The sequence below is a fragment of the Sphaerisporangium corydalis genome, assembly GCF_025506355.1.
In the GTDB taxonomy this organism is placed as follows: domain Bacteria; phylum Actinomycetota; class Actinomycetes; order Streptosporangiales; family Streptosporangiaceae; genus Sphaerisporangium; species Sphaerisporangium corydalis.
The window spans coordinates 106,777-127,148 of sequence record NZ_JANZYP010000012.1 but is presented as its reverse complement, the minus strand read 5'-3'; the positions used below and the strand labels follow the sequence as shown (position 1 = coordinate 127,148).

16 protein-coding genes, 4 tRNA genes and 1 riboswitch are annotated in these 20,372 nt (G+C 72.6%); of the genes, 9 read left to right on the top strand and 11 right to left on the bottom strand.

Features of this window, described 5'->3' with window-relative positions:
• Position 1: 1 nt before the first annotated feature.
• The 4 genes from NYZ98_RS11710 to NYZ98_RS11695 all read right to left on the bottom strand — a co-directional run bounded on the left by NYZ98_RS11710 (position 2) and on the right by NYZ98_RS11695 (position 5,792).
• Positions 2-1,027 carry a mechanosensitive ion channel family protein gene (locus NYZ98_RS11710; RefSeq protein ID WP_262842647.1) on the bottom strand — a complete coding sequence of 342 codons (1,026 nt, stop codon included), beginning with the start codon at positions 1,025-1,027 and terminating at the stop codon, positions 2-4.
• A 70-nt stretch (positions 1,028-1,097) separates the two neighbouring features.
• Positions 1,098-2,093, bottom strand: coding sequence for a ribonucleotide-diphosphate reductase subunit beta (locus NYZ98_RS11705; protein WP_262842646.1), 996 nt, complete (start codon positions 2,091-2,093; stop codon positions 1,098-1,100).
• The gene (locus tag NYZ98_RS11700; RefSeq protein WP_262842645.1) at positions 2,093-4,336 is read right to left on the bottom strand and encodes a ribonucleoside-diphosphate reductase subunit alpha; all 2,244 of its coding nucleotides are present in this window, start codon (positions 4,334-4,336) and stop codon (positions 2,093-2,095) included. Before NYZ98_RS11700 ends, NYZ98_RS11705 begins: the two co-directional genes overlap by 1 nt.
• A 114-nt stretch (positions 4,337-4,450) precedes the next feature.
• Positions 4,451-4,650: riboswitch (cobalamin riboswitch) on the bottom strand.
• 179 nt (positions 4,651-4,829) lie between these two features.
• Positions 4,830-5,792, bottom strand: coding sequence for a Bug family tripartite tricarboxylate transporter substrate binding protein (locus NYZ98_RS11695; RefSeq protein ID WP_262842644.1), 963 nt, complete (start codon positions 5,790-5,792; stop codon positions 4,830-4,832).
• A 124-nt stretch (positions 5,793-5,916) separates the two neighbouring features.
• Between NYZ98_RS11695 and NYZ98_RS11690 the strand changes: the two genes are divergently transcribed.
• Positions 5,917-8,289 carry a DEAD/DEAH box helicase gene (locus NYZ98_RS11690; protein ID WP_262842643.1) on the top strand — a complete coding sequence of 791 codons (2,373 nt, stop codon included), beginning with the start codon at positions 5,917-5,919 and terminating at the stop codon, positions 8,287-8,289.
• Between the two features lie 387 nt (positions 8,290-8,676).
• Positions 8,677-9,705 carry a polyprenyl synthetase family protein gene (locus tag NYZ98_RS11685; RefSeq protein WP_262842642.1) on the top strand — a complete coding sequence of 343 codons (1,029 nt, stop codon included), beginning with the start codon at positions 8,677-8,679 and terminating at the stop codon, positions 9,703-9,705.
• 58 nt (positions 9,706-9,763) lie between these two features.
• On the opposite strand, the gene NYZ98_RS11680 is transcribed toward NYZ98_RS11685, so the two are convergent.
• Both NYZ98_RS11680 and NYZ98_RS11675 read right to left on the bottom strand, forming a co-directional pair.
• Entirely contained in the window at positions 9,764-10,435 is a 672-nt protein-coding gene (locus tag NYZ98_RS11680; RefSeq protein ID WP_262842641.1) for a response regulator transcription factor, read from the bottom strand.
• Between the two features lie 127 nt (positions 10,436-10,562).
• Entirely contained in the window at positions 10,563-11,885 is a 1,323-nt protein-coding gene (locus NYZ98_RS11675) for a sensor histidine kinase (protein WP_262842640.1), read from the bottom strand.
• 209 nt (positions 11,886-12,094) lie between these two features.
• Between NYZ98_RS11675 and NYZ98_RS11670 the strand changes: the two genes are divergently transcribed.
• On the top strand, positions 12,095-12,883 hold the full coding sequence (locus NYZ98_RS11670; RefSeq protein WP_262842639.1) for a peptidase inhibitor family I36 protein: 789 nt from the start codon (positions 12,095-12,097) through the stop codon (positions 12,881-12,883).
• 202 nt (positions 12,884-13,085) lie between these two features.
• Entirely contained in the window at positions 13,086-14,078 is a 993-nt protein-coding gene (locus tag NYZ98_RS11665; protein WP_262842638.1) for a sigma-70 family RNA polymerase sigma factor, read from the top strand.
• 87 nt (positions 14,079-14,165) lie between these two features.
• Here the strand turns inward: NYZ98_RS11665 and NYZ98_RS11660 are convergent, their stop codons facing one another.
• The 5 genes from NYZ98_RS11660 to NYZ98_RS11640 all read right to left on the bottom strand — a co-directional run bounded on the left by NYZ98_RS11660 (position 14,166) and on the right by NYZ98_RS11640 (position 19,131).
• Entirely contained in the window at positions 14,166-15,320 is a 1,155-nt protein-coding gene (locus NYZ98_RS11660; protein ID WP_262842636.1) for a pirin family protein, read from the bottom strand.
• A 48-nt stretch (positions 15,321-15,368) separates the two neighbouring features.
• Positions 15,369-17,189 carry a glutamine--fructose-6-phosphate transaminase (isomerizing) gene (gene glmS, locus NYZ98_RS11655; protein ID WP_262842635.1) on the bottom strand — a complete coding sequence of 607 codons (1,821 nt, stop codon included), beginning with the start codon at positions 17,187-17,189 and terminating at the stop codon, positions 15,369-15,371.
• Between the two features lie 16 nt (positions 17,190-17,205).
• Complete coding sequence (locus NYZ98_RS11650; protein WP_262842634.1) at positions 17,206-17,481, bottom strand: hypothetical protein; 276 nt, start codon at positions 17,479-17,481, stop codon at positions 17,206-17,208.
• A 92-nt stretch (positions 17,482-17,573) separates the two neighbouring features.
• A complete protein-coding gene (locus tag NYZ98_RS11645) occupies positions 17,574-18,329 on the bottom strand; it encodes an ABC transporter permease (RefSeq protein ID WP_262842633.1) in 756 nt (251 codons plus the stop codon).
• Positions 18,319-19,131 (bottom strand): ABC transporter ATP-binding protein, encoded by an 813-nt coding sequence (locus NYZ98_RS11640; protein WP_262842632.1) that lies wholly within the window; start codon positions 19,129-19,131, stop codon positions 18,319-18,321. The genes NYZ98_RS11645 and NYZ98_RS11640 overlap by 11 nt, the downstream gene beginning before the upstream one ends.
• A gap of 57 nt (positions 19,132-19,188) precedes the next feature.
• Here NYZ98_RS11640 and NYZ98_RS11635 point away from each other — a divergent pair, with 57 nt between their 5' ends.
• From NYZ98_RS11635 to NYZ98_RS11615, 5 genes are all read left to right on the top strand, one after another.
• Positions 19,189-19,836, top strand: coding sequence for a TetR/AcrR family transcriptional regulator (locus NYZ98_RS11635; RefSeq protein WP_262842631.1), 648 nt, complete (start codon positions 19,189-19,191; stop codon positions 19,834-19,836).
• A gap of 138 nt (positions 19,837-19,974) precedes the next feature.
• Positions 19,975-20,046: transfer RNA gene (locus NYZ98_RS11630), tRNA-Gly, on the top strand.
• Between the two features lie 10 nt (positions 20,047-20,056).
• Positions 20,057-20,127, top strand: a tRNA-Cys gene (locus NYZ98_RS11625).
• Positions 20,128-20,202: 75 nt separating this feature from the next.
• Positions 20,203-20,274: transfer RNA gene (locus NYZ98_RS11620), tRNA-Gly, on the top strand.
• A 14-nt stretch (positions 20,275-20,288) separates the two neighbouring features.
• Positions 20,289-20,360 (top strand) — tRNA-Val (locus NYZ98_RS11615).
• Positions 20,361-20,372 lie beyond the last annotated feature (12 nt).

Sequence of the window (20,372 nt, the reverse complement as noted above, 5' to 3'; positions counted from 1 at the left end):
CCTACCCCTCCACGCGGAAACGCGGGAGCGAGTCCGGGTGGTGCTCCCGGATGTAGGCCACCAGGTGCTCGCGGATGTCGCACTTGAGGTCCCACACGCTCGGCGCGTCGGAGGCGCTCATCAGCGCCCGCAGTTCCACCAGCCCGTTCGGCTGGACGTCGGTCACCTGGAGGGTCCAGTCCTTCTGGTCCCACAGCGGGTGCTCGCGCAGCCGCCGGTACAGCTCGGCCCTGATGTCCTCGACGGGCACCGACCAGTCGACGCGGAGCATGACGTGCCCGATGACCCGGCTGCCGTGCCGCGTCCAGTTCTCGAACGGGGTCGCGGTGAAGTGCGAGACCGGCAGGATGAGCCGGCGCTCGTCCCACAGCCGCAGCACCACGTAGGTCAGGGTCAGCTCCTCGATGCGGCCCCACTCGTCGTCGACCACCACCACGTCGTCCAGCCGGATGGCGTCGCTGAACACCAGTTGCAGCCCGGCGATGAGGTTGCTCAGGGTGGACTGCGCGGCGATGCCCGCCACCACGCCGAGGATGCCCGCCGAGGCCAGCAGCCCGGCGCCGAGGGCCCGCACGGCCGGGAAGCTGAACAGCATCGCCCCCATGGCGACGACGATGATGACCGCCGCGGCCACCCGGCGCACCAGCGTGATCTGGGTGCGGATGCGGCGCGCCCTGCGGTTGCCGTCGCCCTCGACCATGCCGAGGCGGGTCAGCACGACGTCGGTCACCGCGTACGCCGCCTGGACGACCAGCCAGGCGACGCACGCGATGAGCAGCACGGTGACGGTCCGCTCGACGGCCTCGTCGCCGAACTGCCCGGACATGCCCGGCGCGTACACCCGGTCGAACGCGACCACGCCGGCGGTCGCGAACCCCGGCCACGTGCAGCGGTCGACGAGCGGGCCCGCGAGGGAGAAGCGGCCGTTGACGCGGCGGGACCGCAGCAGCCGCCTGAGCAGCTCGACCGCCACGATCGCCGCCAGCACGACCGCGACCAGGACCACCCAATTCACCGCTGAGGACACCGCCGCGCTCCCTTCGTGCCGTCGTACCGTGCGCGGGCCTTCTTACCGTGTGCGGGGGGAAAGGCGGGAATCAGAACGCCTCGTCGAGGCGCACGCTCCCTTCCACCGCGACCTGGTAGGCCGACACCCTGCGCTCGAAGAAGTTGGCCAGCTCCTGCACGTCCTGCAGTTCCATGAAGGCGAAGGGGTTGGCCGTGCCGTACCGTATCGGCAGGCCCAGGCGGGCCAGGCGCCGGTCGGCGACGTACTCCAGATACTCGCGCATCTGGCCGGCGCTCATGCCGGCCAGGCCGTCGCCGCACAGGTCGCGGGCGAAGGCCAGTTCGGCCGCGACGGCCTCCTCGACCATCCGGGTCACCATGCCGCCCAGCTCGTCGTCGAACAGGTCCGGCTCCTCGGCCCGCACGGTGTCCACGACCGAGAACGCGAACTCCATGTGCATGGACTCGTCGCGGAACACCCAGTTCGTCCCGGTGGCCAGCCCGCCCAGCAGCCCCCGCGAGCGCAGCCAGTACACGTAGGCGAAGGCGCCGTAGAAGAACAGTCCTTCGATGCAGGCGGCGAAGCAGATCAGGTTGAGCAGGAACGCCCGGCGGTCGTCCCGGGTCTCAAGGCGGGTGAGCCCGTTGATCGAGTCGATCCAGCGGAAGCAGAACTCCGCCTTGTCCCTGATGGAGGGGATGTGCTCCACGGCCGCGAACGCCTTGGCCCGCTCGTCGTGGTCGGGCAGGTAGGTGTCCAGCAAGGTGAGGTAGAACTGGACGTGCACGGCCTCCTCGTAGAGCTGGCGCGACAGGTACAGCCGCGCCTCGGGGGCGTTCACATGGGTGTACAGGTTGAGCACCAGGTTGTTGGCCACGATCGAGTCGCCGGTGGCGAAGAAGGCCACCAGCCGGTTGATCAGGTGCCGCTCCCCCGCGTCCATCTTCGCCAGGTCGGCGAGGTCGGACTGCAGGTCCACCTCCTCGACCGTCCAGGTGTTGCGGATCGCCGCCCGGTACCGCTCGTAGAACTCCGGGTACCGCATCGGCCGCAACGTCAGGTCCATTCCGGGGTCGAGCAACATCACTGGCACGCCTCACAGATCTCGGGGTTCTCAAGGGAGCACGCGACCGCGTCCGGGTCGGGCACGGCCGCGCGCGCCCCGGGGGCCACGGGGGCAACGGCCAGGGCCTCGGCGGCCACGGTGGTCTGCGCGATGCGCGTGGCCGGGCGCGAGCGCAGGTAGTAGGTGGTCTTCAAACCGGCCCGCCAGGCGTAGGCGTACATCGAGGACAGCTTGCCGATCGTCGGGGTCGCCATGAACAGGTTGAGCGACTGCGACTGGTCGATGTACGGCTGCCGCGCGGCGGCCAGGTCGATCAGGGACTTCTGCGGCAGCTCCCAGGCGGTGCGGTACAGGCCCCTGACCTCTTCCGGGATCGCGGCGATGCCCTGGACCGACCCGTCGGCGCGCTTGAGCTCGTCCCTGATCTGCGGGTTCCACAGCCCAAGGCCCTGGAGGTCGCGGACCAGGTAGCGGTTGACCTGGAGGAACTCGCCCGACAGCGTCTCGCGCTTGAACACGTTGGACACCTGCGGCTCGACGCACTCGTAGCATCCGGCGATCGAGGCGATGGTCGCGGTCGGGGCGACGGCCAGGAGCAGCGAGTTCCGCAGGCCGGTCTCGGCGATGGTCTCCCGCAGGGCCGCCCACTCGGCGGGGTGCGCCGGGTTCGCGGCCGGGAAGTGGTCCAGGTGCAGGACGCCGCCGGCGGCGCGCGTGTCGGCGTACGACGGGTGCGTCCCCCGCGACCGCGCGAGGGCAGCGGAGGCGCCATAGGCGGCCAGGGCCATCTCCTCGGCGATCCGCGTGGACAGCGCGAGCGCCTCAGGGGAGTCGAACGGGAGCCGCAGCGCGAAGAAGACGTCGGCCAGGCCCATCACGCCGAGGCCGATGGGCCGCCAGCGCAGGTTGGCCGCCTCGGCCTCGGGCGTCGGGTAGAACCCCCGGTCGATGGAGGCGTCCAGGAAGCGGACGGCCGTCGCCACCGTGGCGCGCAGCCGCGCCCAGTCGACCCCGTCCTCCCCGAGGTGGGCGGCCAGGTTGACCGAGCCGAGGTTGCACACCGCGGTCTCGGCGTCGCTGGTCACCTCGAGGATCTCGGTGCACAGGTTGGACAGGTGGATGACGTTCTCGGGGCGGGCGGTCTGGTTGGAGGCCCGGTTGGCGGCGTCCTTGAAGGTCATCCAGCCGTTGCCGGTCTGGGCGAGCGTGCGCATCATGCGGCCGTACAGGGCCCTGGCGGGCACCTGGCGGGCGTACCGCCCGGCGGCCTCGGCGGCGCGGTACGCGGCGTCGAACGCGTCGCCCCACAGGTCGACCAGCTCGGGAACCTCCTTGGGGTCGAACAGCGACCACACGCCGTCGTCCTCGACGCGGCGCATGAACTCGTCGGGGATCCAGTTCGCCAGGTTGAGGTTGTGGGTGCGCCGCGCGTCCTCGCCGGTGTTGTCGCGCAGCTCGAGGAAGTCCTCGACGTCGGCGTGCCAGGGTTCGAGGTACACGCAGGCGGCGCCCTTGCGCCGGCCGCCCTGGTTCACGGCCGCCACGCTGGAGTCGAGCGTGCGCAGCCAGGGGACGATGCCGTTGGAGTGCCCGTTGGTGCCCCGGATGAGCGAGCCGCGCGACCGCACGCGGGTGTAGGAGATGCCGATGCCGCCCGCGTACTTCGACAGGCGCGCGACCTGGCCGTAACGCTCGTAGATGGCCTCCAGCTCGTCGCGGGGCGAGTCGAGCAGGAAGCAGGACGACAGCTGCGGGCGACGGGACCCGGAGTTGAACAGCGTCGGCGAGCTGGGCAGGTACGACAGCGTGGACATGAGCCGGTAGAGCTCGGCGGCCTCGGCGACGGTTCCGGCCAGGCCGCACGCCACGCGCAGGAAGAAGTGCTGCGGCCGTTCCAGGACGCCACGGGTCACCGGGTGGCGCAGCAGGTAGCGGTCGTAGACGGTGCGCAGCCCGAAGTACTCGAACCTGGCGTCCCCGTCGGGGTCGACCAGGTCGTCCAGCTCGGCCTGGTGGGCCTGGACGAACGCGTTCAGGGCGTCCTGGACGAGTCCGGCCGCGTGCGTGGCGGCGATCGAGTCCGAGAACGACCGCACCCCGTGCGCCGCGGCCTCGTCCACGATCTCCGCCGCCAGCAGCCCCGCGGCGAGCCGGGAGTTGGCGGGGTCGGTGACGACCCGGGCGGCGGCCTCCTCGATGGCGAGCCGCCTCGCCGCCTGATCCTCCCGGATCGGCGCCGGCAGGTCGCGTGTCACGGTCATGTGCTCTCCCTCATAGCGTTCGGATCCCCGCTGTGGGAGCACGCGTCGGAGCACGACCGGTGGACCCGCCGGGCGGGCACGCCGGAAACCCCGCCCGCGGCCCTCCCTCGGGGCCTGGACGACACGTCACCGGCAGGTCTTCGGACTCGCGGGCGCCTGGCTCGTGCCTACTGGCCGTCGCTTCCCAGGCCGGGGCCGGCCCAGTGCTCGAATGACGGCGGTCGTTCCCGCTCACCGCTGCGGGGCAGCCCCGGAATCGCACCAGGTTCCCTCTTGCCTCGCCCCAAGGGCGAACCAGCAACGATCAGGATCCTACATCTAGTGGCCACCCGCACAACAACCCCTACAGGTTGTGTTCGAGGTCGTCACGTACCGCCACCCTCCCCCTAGGCGAAGGATGCGTCATACGCGCAGGACGAGGGTCACGGTAAGGGCCGTGTCACCCGTGCGGGCCGTGTCACACGCGCAGGCCGGAGTCACGGTAAGGGCCGTGTCACACGCGCAGGCCGAGGTCGCCGAGTGCGCGGCCCAGCCGGGCGGTCTCCACGCGCAGCCACTGGCGGAAGTCCTCGCCCTCCAGGTAGAGCGGCGTCCAGCCGTCGCGCGCGCACAGCTCGGTCCAGCGGGCCGACTCGGCGACGTCGTGGCACAGGCCGGACAGGGCCGCCCGGTCCTCGTCGGGCAGGTCGGCCGAGCCGAGCAGGCCGCGCCAGTCGGCGCAGGACAGGTGGACGTCGCACTCCAGCAGTGTCGGGGCCCGCACGCCCTGGATGCGGTCGGGCGAGGAGACCGCGAGCGCGTGGAGCTCCCCTGTCCGCACGCGGTCGCGCACTCCGGCGTGGCCGCCGAGGGCCGCCGCCACCCGCCCGCCGGCGAGCGCGGTGACCGCCTCGGCGCTGGTCGGGTAGGCCACGTAGTGCAGCGTGCGGGCGTCCACGCCGAGGCTCTGGGCGAGCATGCCGAACAGCAGGTGGTCGACCCCGCCCTCGGCCCTGCCGCCGACCGCCACCCGGGCCGGGTCGCGCCGCATGGCGTCGGCGAAGGCCCCGAACGTCGCGAGGCGGGAGGCGGCCGGGACGACCAGCACCTCCCACTGGCCGCAGAGCCGGGCCAGCGGGGTGGTCCCGGCGAAGGCCGTGGCCTGCCGGACCGGGGGCACGGTGCAGACCAGCGCGGGCTCGGCGAGCAGCACCTGGTCGGCGCGGCGCGCCCGGGTGAACTCGGCCAGCGCGGCGCGCGCCGGGCGGTCGACCACCCGCAGGCGTCCCACCAGGCCGTCCCGCTCGGCCGCGCCCGTGAGCGAGCGGGCGAGCCGGTCCGCCTCGCCTCCGTACGGGCCGGGGACCATCATCGACAGGGACGTCGAGGCGAGCTTGCGCGAGCCGGTGGCGCTTCCGCAGCCGGCGGCCAGGGTGACGAGCCCGGCGCCGAGCGCGAGCACCTGCCGTCGACGCATCGTTAACGCCCTTTCCCCCGATATAAGACTAAATGCCCAGTTTGGCGGCCTCGCACACGAGTTGTGGCCGCGGCGTGCCCGGCACGTGTAATCATGTGACCCAGTCGCGGCGAAGGGCGGAGATGTGGGCGAGGTGACGGCCGGGGAGGCGCGGGCGCCCACCACCAGGCAGGCCAGGGCGATCCTGCTCCAGGCCGGCCGCCTCCTCTCCGAGTCCCGCACCCTGCTCGCCGACCACGCGCGCGCCAGGGACGAGGTCCAGCGGGCCCTGGCCGGGCTGCGGGCGGAGCTGGCCAGGGACGAGCTGGCCGCCATCCCCGTCGCCCGCCTGAAGGACGTCACCGGCGGGCGGCTGCGCCTCGGCGCGATCGAGCAGGCCGGCTACGCGACCGTCAAGGACGTCCTGGACGCCACCCCGTACGCGCTCCAGCTCGTCCCCGGCGTCGGCGCCCGCACCGCCGCCCAGGTGATCGCCGCCGCCGGGCAGATCGCGCGCGCCGCCGAGGAGACCGTCACCTTGCGCATCGACGTCGAGCGGCGCGACCCCCGGGCGACGGCGCTGCTGGTCGCGCTGAACCGGCTGGTGACCGCCGGCCCCGACCTCACGCGGGCCTGCGACGCCGCCACGGCGGTCGACGCGAGGCTGACCCCGCTGCTGCCCGGCGCCCGGCCCGCCCAGGGGTGGCTGCGGATGATGCTCGCCGGCCGCGCGGGACGCGAGCGGGCGCGGGAGTCGCTGGCGCGCATCGGCGCGTTCCTGGCGGAATCGGCCGCGAGCGGCACCCGGATGCTGCTCGCCCAGGCCGCCGTGGACCTGCTCCGCCCGCCCGTCCAGGCCGTCGAGGCGTGGATCGACTTCGAGATCCAGGCGCCCGAGTACTACAGCCTGCTCGCCGAGATCGCCGCCCTGGAACCCGACCGGGTCGCCTCTGAGGGGTTCGTCCCGAGCGACCTGTCCGCCCGGGTCAACGCCCAGGCGCTGGACGACACCCACCGGCGGGTCTCGCTGCGCGGCTACCAGGCGTTCGGCGCCCGCTTCGCCCTCGCCCAGGGCCGGGTGATCCTCGGCGACGAGATGGGGCTCGGCAAGACCATCCAGGCCATCGCCGCCCTCGCGCACCTCCGGGCCGGGGGCCACACCCACTTCCTGGTCGCCTGCCCGGCCAGCGTGCTGATCAACTGGTGCCGCGAGATCGAGACGCGCAGCACCCTCAGGCCCTTCCGCGTGCACGGGTCGGACCGTACGGGCGCCCTGGCGGAATGGGTGCGCGGCGGCGGGGTCGCGGTGACCACGATCGACGCGCTGCACCGGCTGGAGGTCCCCGCCGAGGTGACGCTCGGCATGCTGGTGGTCGACGAGGCGCACTATGTGAAGAACCCCGAGGCCCGGCGGTCCCTGGCCGTGGCCCGGTGGTGCGCACGCACCGGCCGGGTGCTCTTCCTGACCGGGACCCCGATGGAGAACCGCGTCGAGGAGTTCCGCACCCTGGTCGGCTACCTGCGGCCCGAGATGGTCCCCGAGATCCGCGCCAGCGACGCCGCCGCGGGCCCGGAGGCGTTCCGCCGCGCCGTCGCCCCCGCCTACCTGCGGCGCAACCAGCAGGACGTGCTCACCGAACTGCCCGATCTGGTGCACGTGGACGAGTGGGAGGAGCTCAGCGCGGCCGACTCCGACGCCTACCGGGCCGCCGTGGCGGCCGGGAACTTCATGGCCATGCGCCGCGCCGCGTACGCCGTCCCGGAGAAGTCGGCCAAGCTCGAACGGCTGTGCGAGATCGTGGAGGAGGCGGCGGGCACCGGACTGAAGGTCGTCGTCTTCTCCTACTTCCGCGACGTTTTGTCCACCGTCCGAACCGCCCTCACCCCCGCGAACCCCACCGGCGACCTCGCCCCGGAAGCCGTGAGCCCGACCCAGGACGCCACCGAGCCGACCCGGGACACCGCCGATCCGGTCCGGGGAGGCGCCGGCCCTGTCTGGGGAGCCGCCGGCCCTGTCTGGGGAGCCGCCGGCCCGATCCAGGACGCCGCCGACCCGGCCCGGGGAGCCGCCGGGCGGGTTCACGGGCCGATCTCCGGAGGGCTGCCGCCCGCCCGGCGTCAGGAGATCGTGGACGAGTTCACCGGCGCCGACGGGCACGCGGTGCTGCTCTGCCAGATCCAGGCCGGCGGCGTGGGGCTCAACCTGCAGGCGGCCTCGGTGGTCGTCCTCTGCGAGCCCCAGGTCAAGCCGACCATGGAGAGCCAGGCCGTCGCCCGCGCCCACCGCATGGGACAGGTGCGCAAGGTCCAGGTCCACCGCATCCTGGCGGCCGACAGCGTGGACCAGCGCATGCTGGAGATCCTCCGCACCAAGAGCAGGCTCTTCGACGCCTACGCCCGGCGCAGCGACCTGGCCGAGTCGGCGCCCGACGCCCTCGACGTCTCCGAGCAGTCCCTGGCCCGCGAGATCGTCGAAGCCGAGCAACGCCGCCTCGCCCTTTCCACCACCGACTCCTGAACAAAGGGCCTCGCTCCGCTCGGACTGTCTTCTTGGAGCTTCGCGGTATCAAGGCGGCTACGACCTGGCAAGGACCCGGCGAAGCCCTCAGAGCACGGCCCGAGCGGAGTGAGGCCCTTAACCAGATCAGGCCAGTGACCTGTTGGAACCACCGGAATCCCGCTGTCCAGGGTCTCTCCCCCGTACGGGGGAGGGGGTTCCCGTGCCGGGGGGAGTCGCCGGGGTGGGTGATCGCGCGATCGTGAGGTGTGCGGATCTTCCGCGCTTTCCACCAAGGGGGACACCTTGCCTTCCACATCGCTCTTGCCGACGTCCCCGGACGCCCCCGGCCGCGGAACGCGGCGGCGCGGCGCCCGCGCGGCTCGTGGACGACGGGGCTGAGCGGCCGTGCCGACCATCACCGACGACACCCTCGCCGCCTGGACGCGCCGCTCGCTCGACGCCGTGGAGGACCTGCTCCGCACCACCTTGGACACCCCCGGCGACCCGTTCCTGACCACCGTCGCCACGCACCTGCTCGCGGCGGGCGGCAAGCGGGTGCGGCCCACGCTGGTGCTCCTGGCCGCGCGGTTCGGCGACCCCGACCGTCCCGAGGTCGTCCGCGCCGCGGCGGCCGTCGAGCTCATGCACGTGGCCTCGCTGTACCACGACGACGTCATGGACGAGGCGGCCACCCGGCGCGGCGTGCCGAGCATCAACGCCAAGTGGGGCAACCGCGTGGCCATCCTGGCCGGTGACTATCTGGTCGCCAGGGCCGCCGAGCTGGCGGCGCCGCTGGGAGCGGCCGCTGCGGAGGAGCAGGCCCGCATGCTGACCCGGCTGGTCACCGGGCAGCTCCGCGAGACGGTGGGCGCGGGGCCGGACGCCGACCCGGAGCGCTACTACATGAGCGTGATCGCCGACAAGACCGCGGCCCTGTTCACGCTCGCGACGCGGCTGGGGGCGCACGCCGCGGGCGCGCCCGCCGGCCACCTTGAGGCGCTGGGGGCCTACGGTGAGGCGCTCGGCATCGCCTTCCAGCTCGCCGACGACGTCCTGGACGTCACCCAGCCGACCGCGCGGGCGGGCAAACCGGCCAACGCCGACCTGCGTCAGGGTGTGGCCACGTTGCCGGTGCTGCGGGCCCTGCGCGTGCGAGGCCGTGGCCAGGGGCGGCTCAGGAACAGGCCGGCCCGGCTGCGCAGGATGCTGGCCGGGGGGCCCATCACCGACGCGGGCGACCTGGCCACCGTGACGCGGCTGCTCCAGCGCTCCCCCGGGCTCGCCGAGGCCCGCACCGAAGTGGAGCGCTACGCGGACCGCGCCAGGCGCGCCCTGCTCCCGCTGCCCGCCTCACCCGCCCGCGACGCCCTGGCCGACATGTGCGACCAGCTCATCTCCCGCTGCGACCCGGCACCCCCCGCCCAACCGGCCTAACAAACCACCCCAGAGCCGGCGGACCGGACCCGTGCTCCTGACGGGGGCGAGGGTTCGGTCATCCGACCGGGCTGACGAAGCCGGACTCGTAGGCGACGATCACGGCCTGGGTGCGGTCGCGGGCGGCGAGCTTGGTGAGCACGTTGCCGACGTGCGTCTTGACCGTCTCGGCCCCCACTGTCAGCCGGGCGGCGATCTCGGCGTTGGACAGGCCGGTGGCCATGAGGCGCAGCACCTCCTCCTCCCGTTCGGTCAGCCGGGCCCGCCGGAGCCGGTCGCCGGCGGGCCCGCCCGCTCCCGCGCCGCCGTACGCGCCGGCCAGCCGGCGGATCGCGGCGGGGAAGACCAGGGACTCGCCGCGCGCGACCACCCGTACCGCCTCCACGACCTCCGGCGGCCGGGTGCGCTTCAGCAGGAACCCGCTGGCGCCCGCGCGGAGCGCCTCGTACACGTGGTCGTCGTTCTCGAAGGTGGTGACGACCAGCACCCTGGGCGGCCGGGCCGACGCGGCGAGCAGCCGCCGCGTGGCCTCGATGCCGTCGATCGCGGGCATCCGCACGTCCATGAGCAGGACGTCGGGACGGGTGCGGGCCACCATGTCCATGACCTCGGCGCCGTCGGCCGCCTCACCCACCACAGTGAGGCCGGGCTGGGCGTCGAGGATGACCCGCAACCCCACCCGGACCAGCTCCTCGTCATCGACGATCCCCACCCGGATGTCCGCGCTCATCCCGAACCCCCGCCCGACACCCTGATCCTCCCACTCACGACGAAACCCCCGCCGAGCGCCAGATCCCTGCACTCACGACGAAAGCCCCGCTCGACACCGGATCCCCCGCTCACAACGGGTCTCCCGCTCACAACGCGTCTCCCGCCGGAAGCCGGACCGAGACGCGCCACTGGCCGTCGTCCGGGCCGGCGGTCATGGCTCCGCCGAGCAGGGCGACGCGTTCGCGCATGCCGTCCAGCCCGCGCCCGCCCTCGCGCCGGGGCGCGTCCCCGGTGACCGGGTTGGCCACCTCGATCGCGAGCGTACGGCCGTCGACGGCGACGCGCAGCGCCACCGGCACCGGGCCCGCGTGCCGGAGCACGTTCGTCAGGCTCTCCTGGATGATGCGGTACCCCTCCGCGGACACCGAGGGGGGCAGGGAGGCGACCGAGCCCTCGACCTGGGTGCGGACCTCGACCCCGGTGCCGCGCGAGTGCGCCACCAGACGGTCCAGGTCGGCCAGCCGGTGGCGCGGCCCGTCGTCGGGCGGCCGCTGCGGCGGGCCGCCGGCCGATCCAGGGGCCGGCGCCCCATCGTCCGGCATCTGGTACATCACGCGGTCGGCTGGGCCGCCGTCGCGGAGCATGCCGAGCACGCGGTCGAGGTCCTCGGTGGCGGCCCGGCCCGCGTCCTCGATCGCGACCAGGGCGCGGCGGGCGAACCCGAGGTCGGTGTCGAGCAGGTGCAGCGCCGCCGCGGCCTGCAAAGTGGTGACCGTCAGCGCGTGCCCGATGGAGTCGTGCAGCTCGCGGGCCAGCCGGTCGCGCTCGGCCATCCGCGCCGCCCGCGCCTCGAGGGCCGCGATCCGCTCGGCCGGCGAGGGGCCGAGCAGGACGGGCGCCATGACCGCCGCCAGCGCCCCGAGGCCCGCCACGGCGTACAGGACGCCGACGAGCAGCACGGCGCCCGCCAGAGACAGCCACCCGGGGTCGTGCTCGTCCAGCGGCCCGACGCGGACGCCGGCGACCACCTCCCCCGCGATGCCGAACCGCTGGACGAGGAGGACCACGCCCAGCGCCAGCGGGACGAGCACCAGCGTGACCACAACGCCGCCGATCGCGAGATGGACGGTGAACCACAGCGCCGCGCGCAGCCGCGTCTCCCGCTCCTCCCGCCAGGAACCCGCTGAGGCGGGCGGATCAGGCAGGGGGACGCCGAGCAGCGACCGCGCGGCGACGATCTCCAGCGCGCGCGTGCCCCGCAGGAAGGGGGGCACGGCCGCGATCAGGACGGTCAGCGCCATGACCGGCAGGACCAGGCCGCGCGGCGTCCGCTCCCCGGCCAGCGCCCGCGCGAAGGCCGCCCCCGCCAGGACGTACGGCAGCAGCAGCACGCCGCCGAGCAGCAGGTGGACCCCGCGCCGGTAGGTGGCACCGCTCACCAGCGGGGCGACCACGGCACGCACGCTCACATCGGCCATCCTCTCGCGTCCCACTTTGCCACTTCGAAACACTCGCATTGCCGGGCCCATACTCCCGTACCATCTTCGTTACTCAAAGTAGTCAGACGATTACGTTTATGATAACGTCCCGCTGTTCCCCCAGGCGGGACGACATGCCCCGCCCGCTCCGAGGCGGATCCCGGCCGCCGGGGTCCTGGCACAGACGAAGGAGATGGACCGTGACGACCCAGCAGTTCACCACGGAGACCCGTCGCAACGTCGAGCGTTTCCTGGCGTTCTCCGAGCACGTCGGCGAGCTCCACGAGCAGGAGGTGCTCGACGTCCTGCGCGAGCAGGGCATCACCACGCTGGAGTCGCTGATCCGGCACACGCTCAGCGCGCCCCGGTCGGCCGCCCCCGTGCCCGCCGAGCCCGCCTGGCCGGGCGCCGCGTCCGCGTCCGAGGGCTCCGTCCACCGCCCGCCGTCCATGGCCGTGGTCGTGGACGGCGTCGAGCACGCCCCCGAGGACCTGCGGCGCTTCGACGGGCAGCCCCTGCACTTCGTGGCGAGCCGGGGCGCCGGCGGTGAGCCGCGCCTGCTCGCCTTCACCGACGACCAGCCGCTGCGCACCGCCCTGTGGGTGTCGTCGCTGCTGCGCGAGCAGGAGCGAGCGACCTCGGCGGCGAGCGCGTCCGCCCCGTTCACCAAGGGCCAGGTGCAGATGTTCCAGCACCACAACTTCGACGGCGACTGGTTCTGGCTGAGCGCCGGGTTCGGCTACAACGACCTCACCCGCGTCTACCACGGCCCCATCTGGTCGAGAAGCGACTGGAACGACACCATCAGCTCCATCTCCGCCACCGACTGCAACGTGACGTACTACGAGCACATCAACTGGGGAGGCAGCTCGTTCTTCTCCCCGGCGTACACGGGGAACCCGGCGGACGGGCACGCCTGGGGCGACCTCGGGTCCATCGGGTGGAACGACCGCATCTCCTCGGTCGCCAACTGGGGCGTCCCCCGCTGACCCCCACCACCTTCCCGAGGGAGCCGCCAGGGACCGGCCGCCCAGGCCGGTCCCCTTCCCATCGGCGCCGTGCGTCTTCGGCCGGTCGGTGGGGTTGTGGTTTTGTCGGTGGTCTCGTCTATACAGGAATGGCACGTGAGGAGGCCGTTCACCGGCGCGAACGAGGCGCGGGGGGTCCTCAGGTGGGAAAGGAGCGAGCGTCATGGTCATGGCGGACGAGCAGGTGGACGAGTTCCCGCGTCTGGCGGACCCCTTCAGGCGGGAGCTGCTGGCCCACTGCTATCGCATGACGGGCTCGATCCATGACGCCGAGGATCTGGTACAGGAGACCTACCTGCGGGCCTGGCGCGCCTACGACCGGTTCGAGGGGCGCTCCTCACTGCGCACCTGGCTCTACCGCATCGCCACCACCACCTGCCTCACCGCGCTGCGGAGCCGGGGCAGGCGCCCGATGCCGACCGGCCTCGGCACCGCCGGCTCCGACCCGGACGACCCCCTGGTCGACCTTCCCGAGGTGGCGTGGCTGGAGCCGGTGCCGGACGCGATGGTCGGCGCCGCGCGGTCCGACCCCGCCACGATCGTCACCTCGCGCGAGAGCATCCGGCTGGCCCTGATCGCGGCCCTGCAACATCTGCCGCCCCGGCAGCGCGCCGTCCTGATCCTGCGTGACGTCCTGCAGTGGCGGGCGGCGGAGGTGGCCGAGCTGCTCGGCGTCACGACGATCGCCGTCAACAGCAGTCTGCAGCGCGCCCGGGCCCAGCTCGACCGCTCGGCGCCGGTCGAGGACGAGATGGCCGAGCCCGAGTCCCTCGACCAGCGTCTGCTGCTCGACCGCTACGTCGCCGCCTTCGAGCGCAAGGACATCCCGGCCATACTCGAGCTGTTCACCTCCGACATCGTCTGGGAGATGCCGCCGTTCGCCGCCTGGTACCACGGCCCCGAGCCCGTCGGCCGCCACCTCCACGCCCGGTGCCCCGCCCGCCCCGGCGGCCTGCGCCTGGTCCCGGTCGAGGCCAACGGCCAACCCGCGTTCGCGATGTACATGCGCGACGAGCACGGCGAACTGCGCGCCTTCGCCCTCCAGGTACTGACCGTCAAGGCCTCCGGCATCACCCACGTCGCGAACTTCCTCGACACCCGCCTGTTCCCCACCTTCGGCCTCCCCCCGACCCACACGGCCCTAGCAGTGGCATAACCCATCACAAAATCGCCCACTCCCCCGGTCAGGCCTCGCGAGGCGCGGGTGCAAAGAAAACGCCCATAGTTCACTTGCCCGTGCTGGTCAGCGGTGGCGGCCTCGGGGTTTGAGGGGGGTGGCGGGGAGGGTGGGGGCCGGGAGGGGTGGGCCGTCGTAGGCGGTTACGGTGCCGAAGTCGGTGCCCTTGGACCATTCATCGCGGAACTCGGTGATTTCCTGGTGACTGCGGCCGACGAAGTTCCACCACATGACGATCTCCTCCTCGAACGGCTCGCCGCCGAGGAGCAGCACCCGGCTGGGACGCCGGGCGCGGAAGGTCAGTTCGGACCGCCCGGAGCCCAGGTAGAGCAGCGGACCGGGCTCAAGAGGATCTTCACCGGACTCGGCCTCCCCGGGCTCGGCGGCGGCCTTCGTGTCGTCCGGCTCGGCACCAGGGCCGATCTCGGCGGCGGGGCCGATCTCCCCGCTGGGGCCGGTCGCAATGGCGGAGCCGGTCGCGGTGGCGGGGGCGGTCGCGGTGGCGGGGGCGGTCGCGGGGGCTGGACCCGGCTTGGCGGCGGGGTCGGTTTCGGGGTCGGTGACGTCGATGGCGCCGGTGAGGGTGAGGAGGGCGTATTCGAAGGCGGGGTCGAGGGGGAGGGTGAGGTGGGACTGGTCGTCGAAGGTCAGTTCGGCGCCGACCAGCGGGGTGTGGATCCTGGCCGGCGAGGTGACGCCGGCCAGTTCGCCCACGATGACGGTCACCCGCACGCCGAGGCCGGTCAGCACGGGCAGGACGGGGTGGTGTTCGAAGGCGGGCTCGATGTGCCGGGCGCCCTCCGGGAGGGCCACCCACAGCTGCACCCCGTGCAGCACGCCCTCGCGCACCGACTCCTCGGAGTGGGAGATCGCGCGGCCCGCGGTCATCAGGTTCAGCCGGCCCGGGTCGACGAGCTGCTCGCTGCCGATGCTGTCCCGGTGGAGGATCTCGCCTTCGAGCAGCCAGCTCACGGTCTGCAGCCCGCTGTGCGGGTGCGGCGGCACCCGCATGACCGCCGTCTCCGGGCCGTAGTGGTCGAGGAAGCACCAGGCCCCGACCATCCGGCGGTCGCGGTTCGGCAGGGTCCTGGTGACCTTCATGCCCCTCGGTCCCCCGAGGACCACGTCGCGGCCGGGCAGCAGCTCGCGTACCGGACCCTCGCCGGCGGCGGCCCGGCCGCCGCACACCGTCTCCCGGGGTTCCCGTTCCAGGTTGCTCACGCGACGACCTTATGTCGCCCTCGCACCTGGTCGGCCCCGGGGGCGGGGTCACTCGACGGTGACGCTCTTGGCGAGGTTGCGGGGCTTGTCGACGTCGCGTTCGAGGGCGACGGCGGCGTGGTAGGCGAGGAGCTGGAGGGGGATGCCGAGCAGGATGGGGTCCAGCTCGACCTCGTTCTTCGGCACCACGATCACGTCCTCGGCGAGCTTGCTGTCGGGCACGCGGTGGCCGACCATGAGCACCTTGCCGCCCCGGGCGCGGATCTCGCCGAGCGTGGTGAGGTTCTTGTCGAGCAGTTCGTCGTCGGGCACGATGGCGACGGTCGGCATGTCGGGGCCGATCAGCGCCAGCGGGCCGTGCTTCAGCTCGCTCGCCGGGTACGCCTCGGCGTGCACGTAGGAGATCTCCTTGAGCTTCTGGGCGCCTTCGCGGGCGACCGGGTAGCCGCGCACGCGGCCGACGAACATCATGCTGGGGTTGGTGGCGTACTTCTGGGCGAGCGCCTCGATGGCGTCGCTCTGCTTGACGATCTCCTCGATCTGGTCGGGCAGCCTGCGCAGGCCCTCGACGATGCGCCGCCCGTCGGCGGGCGACAGGTCGTGGACGCGGCCGAAGTGCAGGGCGATCAGAGCGAACGCCACGGCCGTCGAGGTGAACGCCTTGGTGGAGGCGACCGACACCTCGGGCCCGGCGTGCAGGTAGACGCCGCCGTCGACCTCGCGGGCGATGGCGCTGCCGACGGCGTTGACGACGCCGAGCACCCGCCCGCCCTTGCGCTTGAGCTCCTGCACGGCGGCGAGGGTGTCGTAGGTCTCCCCCGACTGGCTCACCGCGACGTACAGGGTGTCGTGCTCGACGACGGGGCTGCGGTAGCGGAACTCGGAGGCCGGTTCGGCGTCGGCGGGGATGCGGGCCAGCTCCTCGATGAGCTGGGCGCCGATCTGGCCGGCGTAGTAGGCCGAGCCACAGCCGATGATCTTGACGCGGCGGAAGGCGCGGGTCTCGCGGGGGTCGAGGTTGAGGCCGCCGAGGTGGGCGATGTTGAACCGGGCGTCGAGCCGGCCGCGCAGCGTGCGGGCCACCGACTCGGGCTGGTCGGAGATCTCCTTGAGCAGGTAGTGCTCGTAGCCGCCGGTGTCGTAGTGGCCGGCGTCCCAGTCGACGGTCAGCGGCTCCTTGGAGGTGGCGCGGGCGTCCATGGTGAAGGTGTGGAACCCGTCGGCCTTGAGCACGGCCAGCTCGCCGTCCTCCAGGTGGACGACCTGCCGCGTGTAGCGGACCAGGGCCGCCACGTCGGAGGCGCAGAACATCTCCTTCTCGCCGATGCCGATGACGATCGGGCTGCCGTTGCGGGCGACCACGATCTCGCCGGTGCGCTCGGCGTCGATCACCGCGATGCCGTACGTGCCGACGACGCTCTTGAGCGCCTTCCTGACCGCCTCCTCCAGGGAGTCGGTGTCCTGGACGGTACGGCCGATGAGGTGGGCGAGCACCTCGGTGTCGGTCTCGGACAGGAAGACGGCGCCGTCGGCGACTAGCTTGGCGCGCAGCTCGTCGGCGTTCTCGATGATCCCGTTGTGGACGACGGCGATGCGGTCCTTGCCGTCGAGGTGGGGGTGGGCGTTGACGTCGTTGGGCACGCCGTGGGTGGCCCAGCGGGTGTGCCCGATGCCGAGGCCGCCCTTGAACCTGCCCGGTACGACCGCCGCGAGGTCGGCGACCCGGCCCTTGACCTTGCGTACCTTGAGCCCCTTGTTGCTGACGACCAGACCGGCCGAGTCATAGCCCCGGTATTCGAGGCGCTGCAGACCCTCCAGGAGGATCGGCGCCGCATCCTTCGGTCCGATATAGGCGACAATTCCGCACATTTCGATCTCCTTGGCGCTAGCCGTACACGATGCGGCGCAGTTGGCGCAGGGACAGCTCGGGTGCCGCGACACGGCGGGCGGTCAGCTCACCGGCGATGCCGGGGAAGATCTGGTCGTTGGTGAGGCCCCTGGCCCTGAGCTCGCCGTGGCGGCGCCGGACGAACTCCTCGACGGACTCGGAGAAGTACGCCACCACCTCCGCCACCACGCGGGCCGCCTCTCCTGGCCCGAGCGGCGTCGTCCGGGTAAGGTGCGCGATCAGATCATCGTAGGAATGCCGTGCCGTGGACACAGGCGAGGACTTTACGCAGGAAAACGATGGCACGCCAAGAATCCTGCCCGAAATCGGGCAGGATATACGCGATCCCTGGCTCGTGACGGCCCTCAGAGCAGTCTGCTGCGTCCCCAGCCCCGGCTCAGCGCGACGCACGCGGCCGTGCCGGCGACCACGCCCAGCGCGGCGAGGATCCCCGCCGGCCGGAGCGTCGCCGCCACGTCGCCCCGGACGGCGGCCTGGAGCATGGAGACCGCCCAGTATCCCGGCGAAGCGGGCGCGATCGCCTGCGCCCAGGGCGGCATCATCGCGACCGGCACGAACGCGCCGCCGAGCGTGCTGACGGCCATGGCCCCGACGTCGCAGACCGCGCTCAGCTCGCCCTGGCTGCGGACCAGCGCCGCCACCGCCGTGCCGATCGCGAGCAGCGCGAACCCCCATACGGCGACCGCCATCGCGAGCAGGAGCACCGGACCGGTCACCGGCATGCCGACCACCGCCGAGCCGAACGCGAGCAGGATCGCCTGCTGCACGGCGAGGATCACGAAGACCGGGATGGCCTTGCCCGCCAGCAGCTCTATCGGCCTGGCCGGCGTCGCGCGCAGCCGGTCCCAGGTGTGCCAGGTGCGCTCGCTCAGCGTCGCCGTCCCCACGATCGACAGGGACAGGACCGAGAACATCACCAGCATGCCGGTGACCGCCTGCGTCGGGCCCTCGGTCATCGAGCCGCCGTACAGGGGCTTGAGGACCAGCATGAGCGCCATCGGCATGACCAGGTAACTGATCAGATGGCCGGGGTCGCGCAGGCGAAGGATCGTGTTGTGCCTGGTGAGGACGGCCACGCGGTGGAGCGGGTCATGCCGCATGGGCCACCGCCCGGTACAGGTCGTCGAGGGACGGCCGCCGCACGTCGATCGCGCGCACCGGCCGGTCGAGACCGGCGAGCAACTCGGCCAGCGTCGCGGTCGGATCGGTGGTGGTGACGCGGATCTCCTCGTCGTCCATGCTCAGCCGCACCTCCCCCGGCAGCCCTCCGAGCAGCTCGGCGGCGGTGCCGCGCGCGATGATCCTGCCCGCCCTGGCCACGGCGAGGGTCGCCCCGAGGTCGGCCAGCTCGGGGAGGTAGTGCGTGGTGTACACGACCGCCGCCCCCTCGGCGGCCCGCGCGGCGACCGCGTCGAGCAGGGCCTTGCGGGTCTCCGGATCGGCGCCGGCGGTGGGCTCGTCGAGCATCAGCAGCGCCGGGCGGTGCAGCATCGCGGTCGCGGCCTGGGCCCGCCGCTGCTGCCCGCCGGACAGCACCCCGACGTGCCTGTCGAGGAACCCCGTGAGCATGAGCGACTGCGCGATCTCGTCGATCGCGCGGGCGAGGGCGCGCCGCCGCAGGCCCGCGAGCCCGCCGAACAGGCGCAGCGTCTCGCGCACGGTCAGGCTCGGGTACAGGGCGAGCCGCTGCGGGGCGAACCCGGTCTCCGCCCTCGGCACGCCGACGGTCACCTGCCCCTCGTCCGGCTTGACCAGCCCGGACGCGACCTCGGCGAAGGTCGTCTTTCCCGCGCCGTTGTGCCCCACCAGCCCGACGATCTCCCCGGCGCGGGCCTCCAGCGAGAACCCGTCGAGCGCGAGGGTCGCGCCGAACCGCTTGACCAGCCCTGTGACCTTGAGCATCGGCCCACCCCTTCTTAATCTACACCGTAGACTACTCTACGGTGTAGACTGCGGCAAGTGGGGAAACGGAAGATCAAGACCGAGCGCCGGCCCGAGATCCTGGACGCCGCGCTGGCCATCGCCGCCGAGCGAGGGCTGGACGCGGTGTCGATGCGCACGGTCGCCGAGCGCGTCGGCGTCACACCGATGGCGCTGTACGGCTACTTCGAGGGCAAGGACGCGCTGCTCGACGCCCTCGTGGGACTCCTGCTGTCCGACCTGCCCGCGCCGGACCCGTCCGCGCCCTGGGAGGAACGGCTGGAGCTGATCGCCAACGGCGCCCGGGACACCGCGCGCAGGCATCCCGCCGTGTTCCCCCTGCTGTTCTCCCGGCCCTCGGTCACCCCCGCCGCCGTCCTCGTCGTCGACCTGCTCTACCAGGCCCTGCTGGACGCGGGCGTCCCCGAGGCGCACGTGCCGAGGGTCGAACGCCTGGTCAGCACGTTCGTGCTCGGCTTCGCCGTGTCCGAGGCCGGCGGGCGCTTCTCGGCGGGGTCGGCGGACGCCCGTTCCCGGCGCGGCGGGCCCGAACCCGGCCACCTGCCCGCGCACCACCGGCTCGCGGCCCACCTGGACGCCGCCGTGGACTGGGACGCGGAGTTCCGCGCCGACCTGGAGGACCTGATGTGGACGATCAAGGCCGCGGCGGCGCGCGGGACGGGCTGATCGCCGCCGATCGCCCGCCCCGCGCGGGGCGATCGGAAACCTGGCGTTCACCTACGGCTCGCGCCGCCGACTGCGCACACCGAGTCGCCGGACGCGCTAGAGTCTTTGCGTGGCCGGGGATCGCTCCCCGGTTTTCACGCGGACGTGGCTCAGTGGTAGAGCATCACCTTGCCAAGGTGAGGGTCGCGGGTTCGAATCCCGTCGTCCGCTCGGAAATCCTGGTGGAGTGGCCGAGAGGCGAGGCAGCGGCCTGCAAAGCCGCGTACACGGGTTCAAATCCCGTCTCCACCTCTGCGGGATCACGCACCTGCGAGATCCGGTAAAGTTGTACAGGCATCGCTCGGGAACCGTTTTCCGAGTGATCGTGCGGACGTGGCTCAGTGGTAGAGCATCACCTTGCCAAGGTGAGGGTCGCGGGTTCGAATCCCGTCGTCCGCTCTGATTCTCATCGAGGGCGATTAGCTCAGTGGGAGAGCGCTACCTTGACACGGTAGAGGCCACTGGTTCAATCCCAGTATCGCCCACCCTCCGAAATC

What these genes read in the sequence shown, in the direction of transcription:
- NYZ98_RS11705 (WP_262842646.1), bottom strand. Translation starts at nt 2,093, where the DNA reads ATGTTGCTCGACCCCGGAATGGACCTGACGTTGCGGCCGATGCGGTAC.
- NYZ98_RS11700 (WP_262842645.1), bottom strand. Translation starts at nt 4,336, where the DNA reads ATGACCGTGACACGCGACCTGCCGGCGCCGATCCGGGAGGATCAGGCG.
- NYZ98_RS11695 (WP_262842644.1), bottom strand. Translation starts at nt 5,792, where the DNA reads ATGCGTCGACGGCAGGTGCTCGCGCTCGGCGCCGGGCTCGTCACCCTG.
- NYZ98_RS11680 (WP_262842641.1), bottom strand. Translation starts at nt 10,435, where the DNA reads ATGAGCGCGGACATCCGGGTGGGGATCGTCGATGACGAGGAGCTGGTC.
- NYZ98_RS11665 (WP_262842638.1), top strand. Translation starts at nt 13,086, where the DNA reads ATGGTCATGGCGGACGAGCAGGTGGACGAGTTCCCGCGTCTGGCGGAC.
- glmS (WP_262842635.1), bottom strand. Translation starts at nt 17,189, where the DNA reads ATGTGCGGAATTGTCGCCTATATCGGACCGAAGGATGCGGCGCCGATC.
- NYZ98_RS11645 (WP_262842633.1), bottom strand. Translation starts at nt 18,329, where the DNA reads ATGCGGCATGACCCGCTCCACCGCGTGGCCGTCCTCACCAGGCACAAC.
- NYZ98_RS11640 (WP_262842632.1), bottom strand. Translation starts at nt 19,131, where the DNA reads ATGCTCAAGGTCACAGGGCTGGTCAAGCGGTTCGGCGCGACCCTCGCG.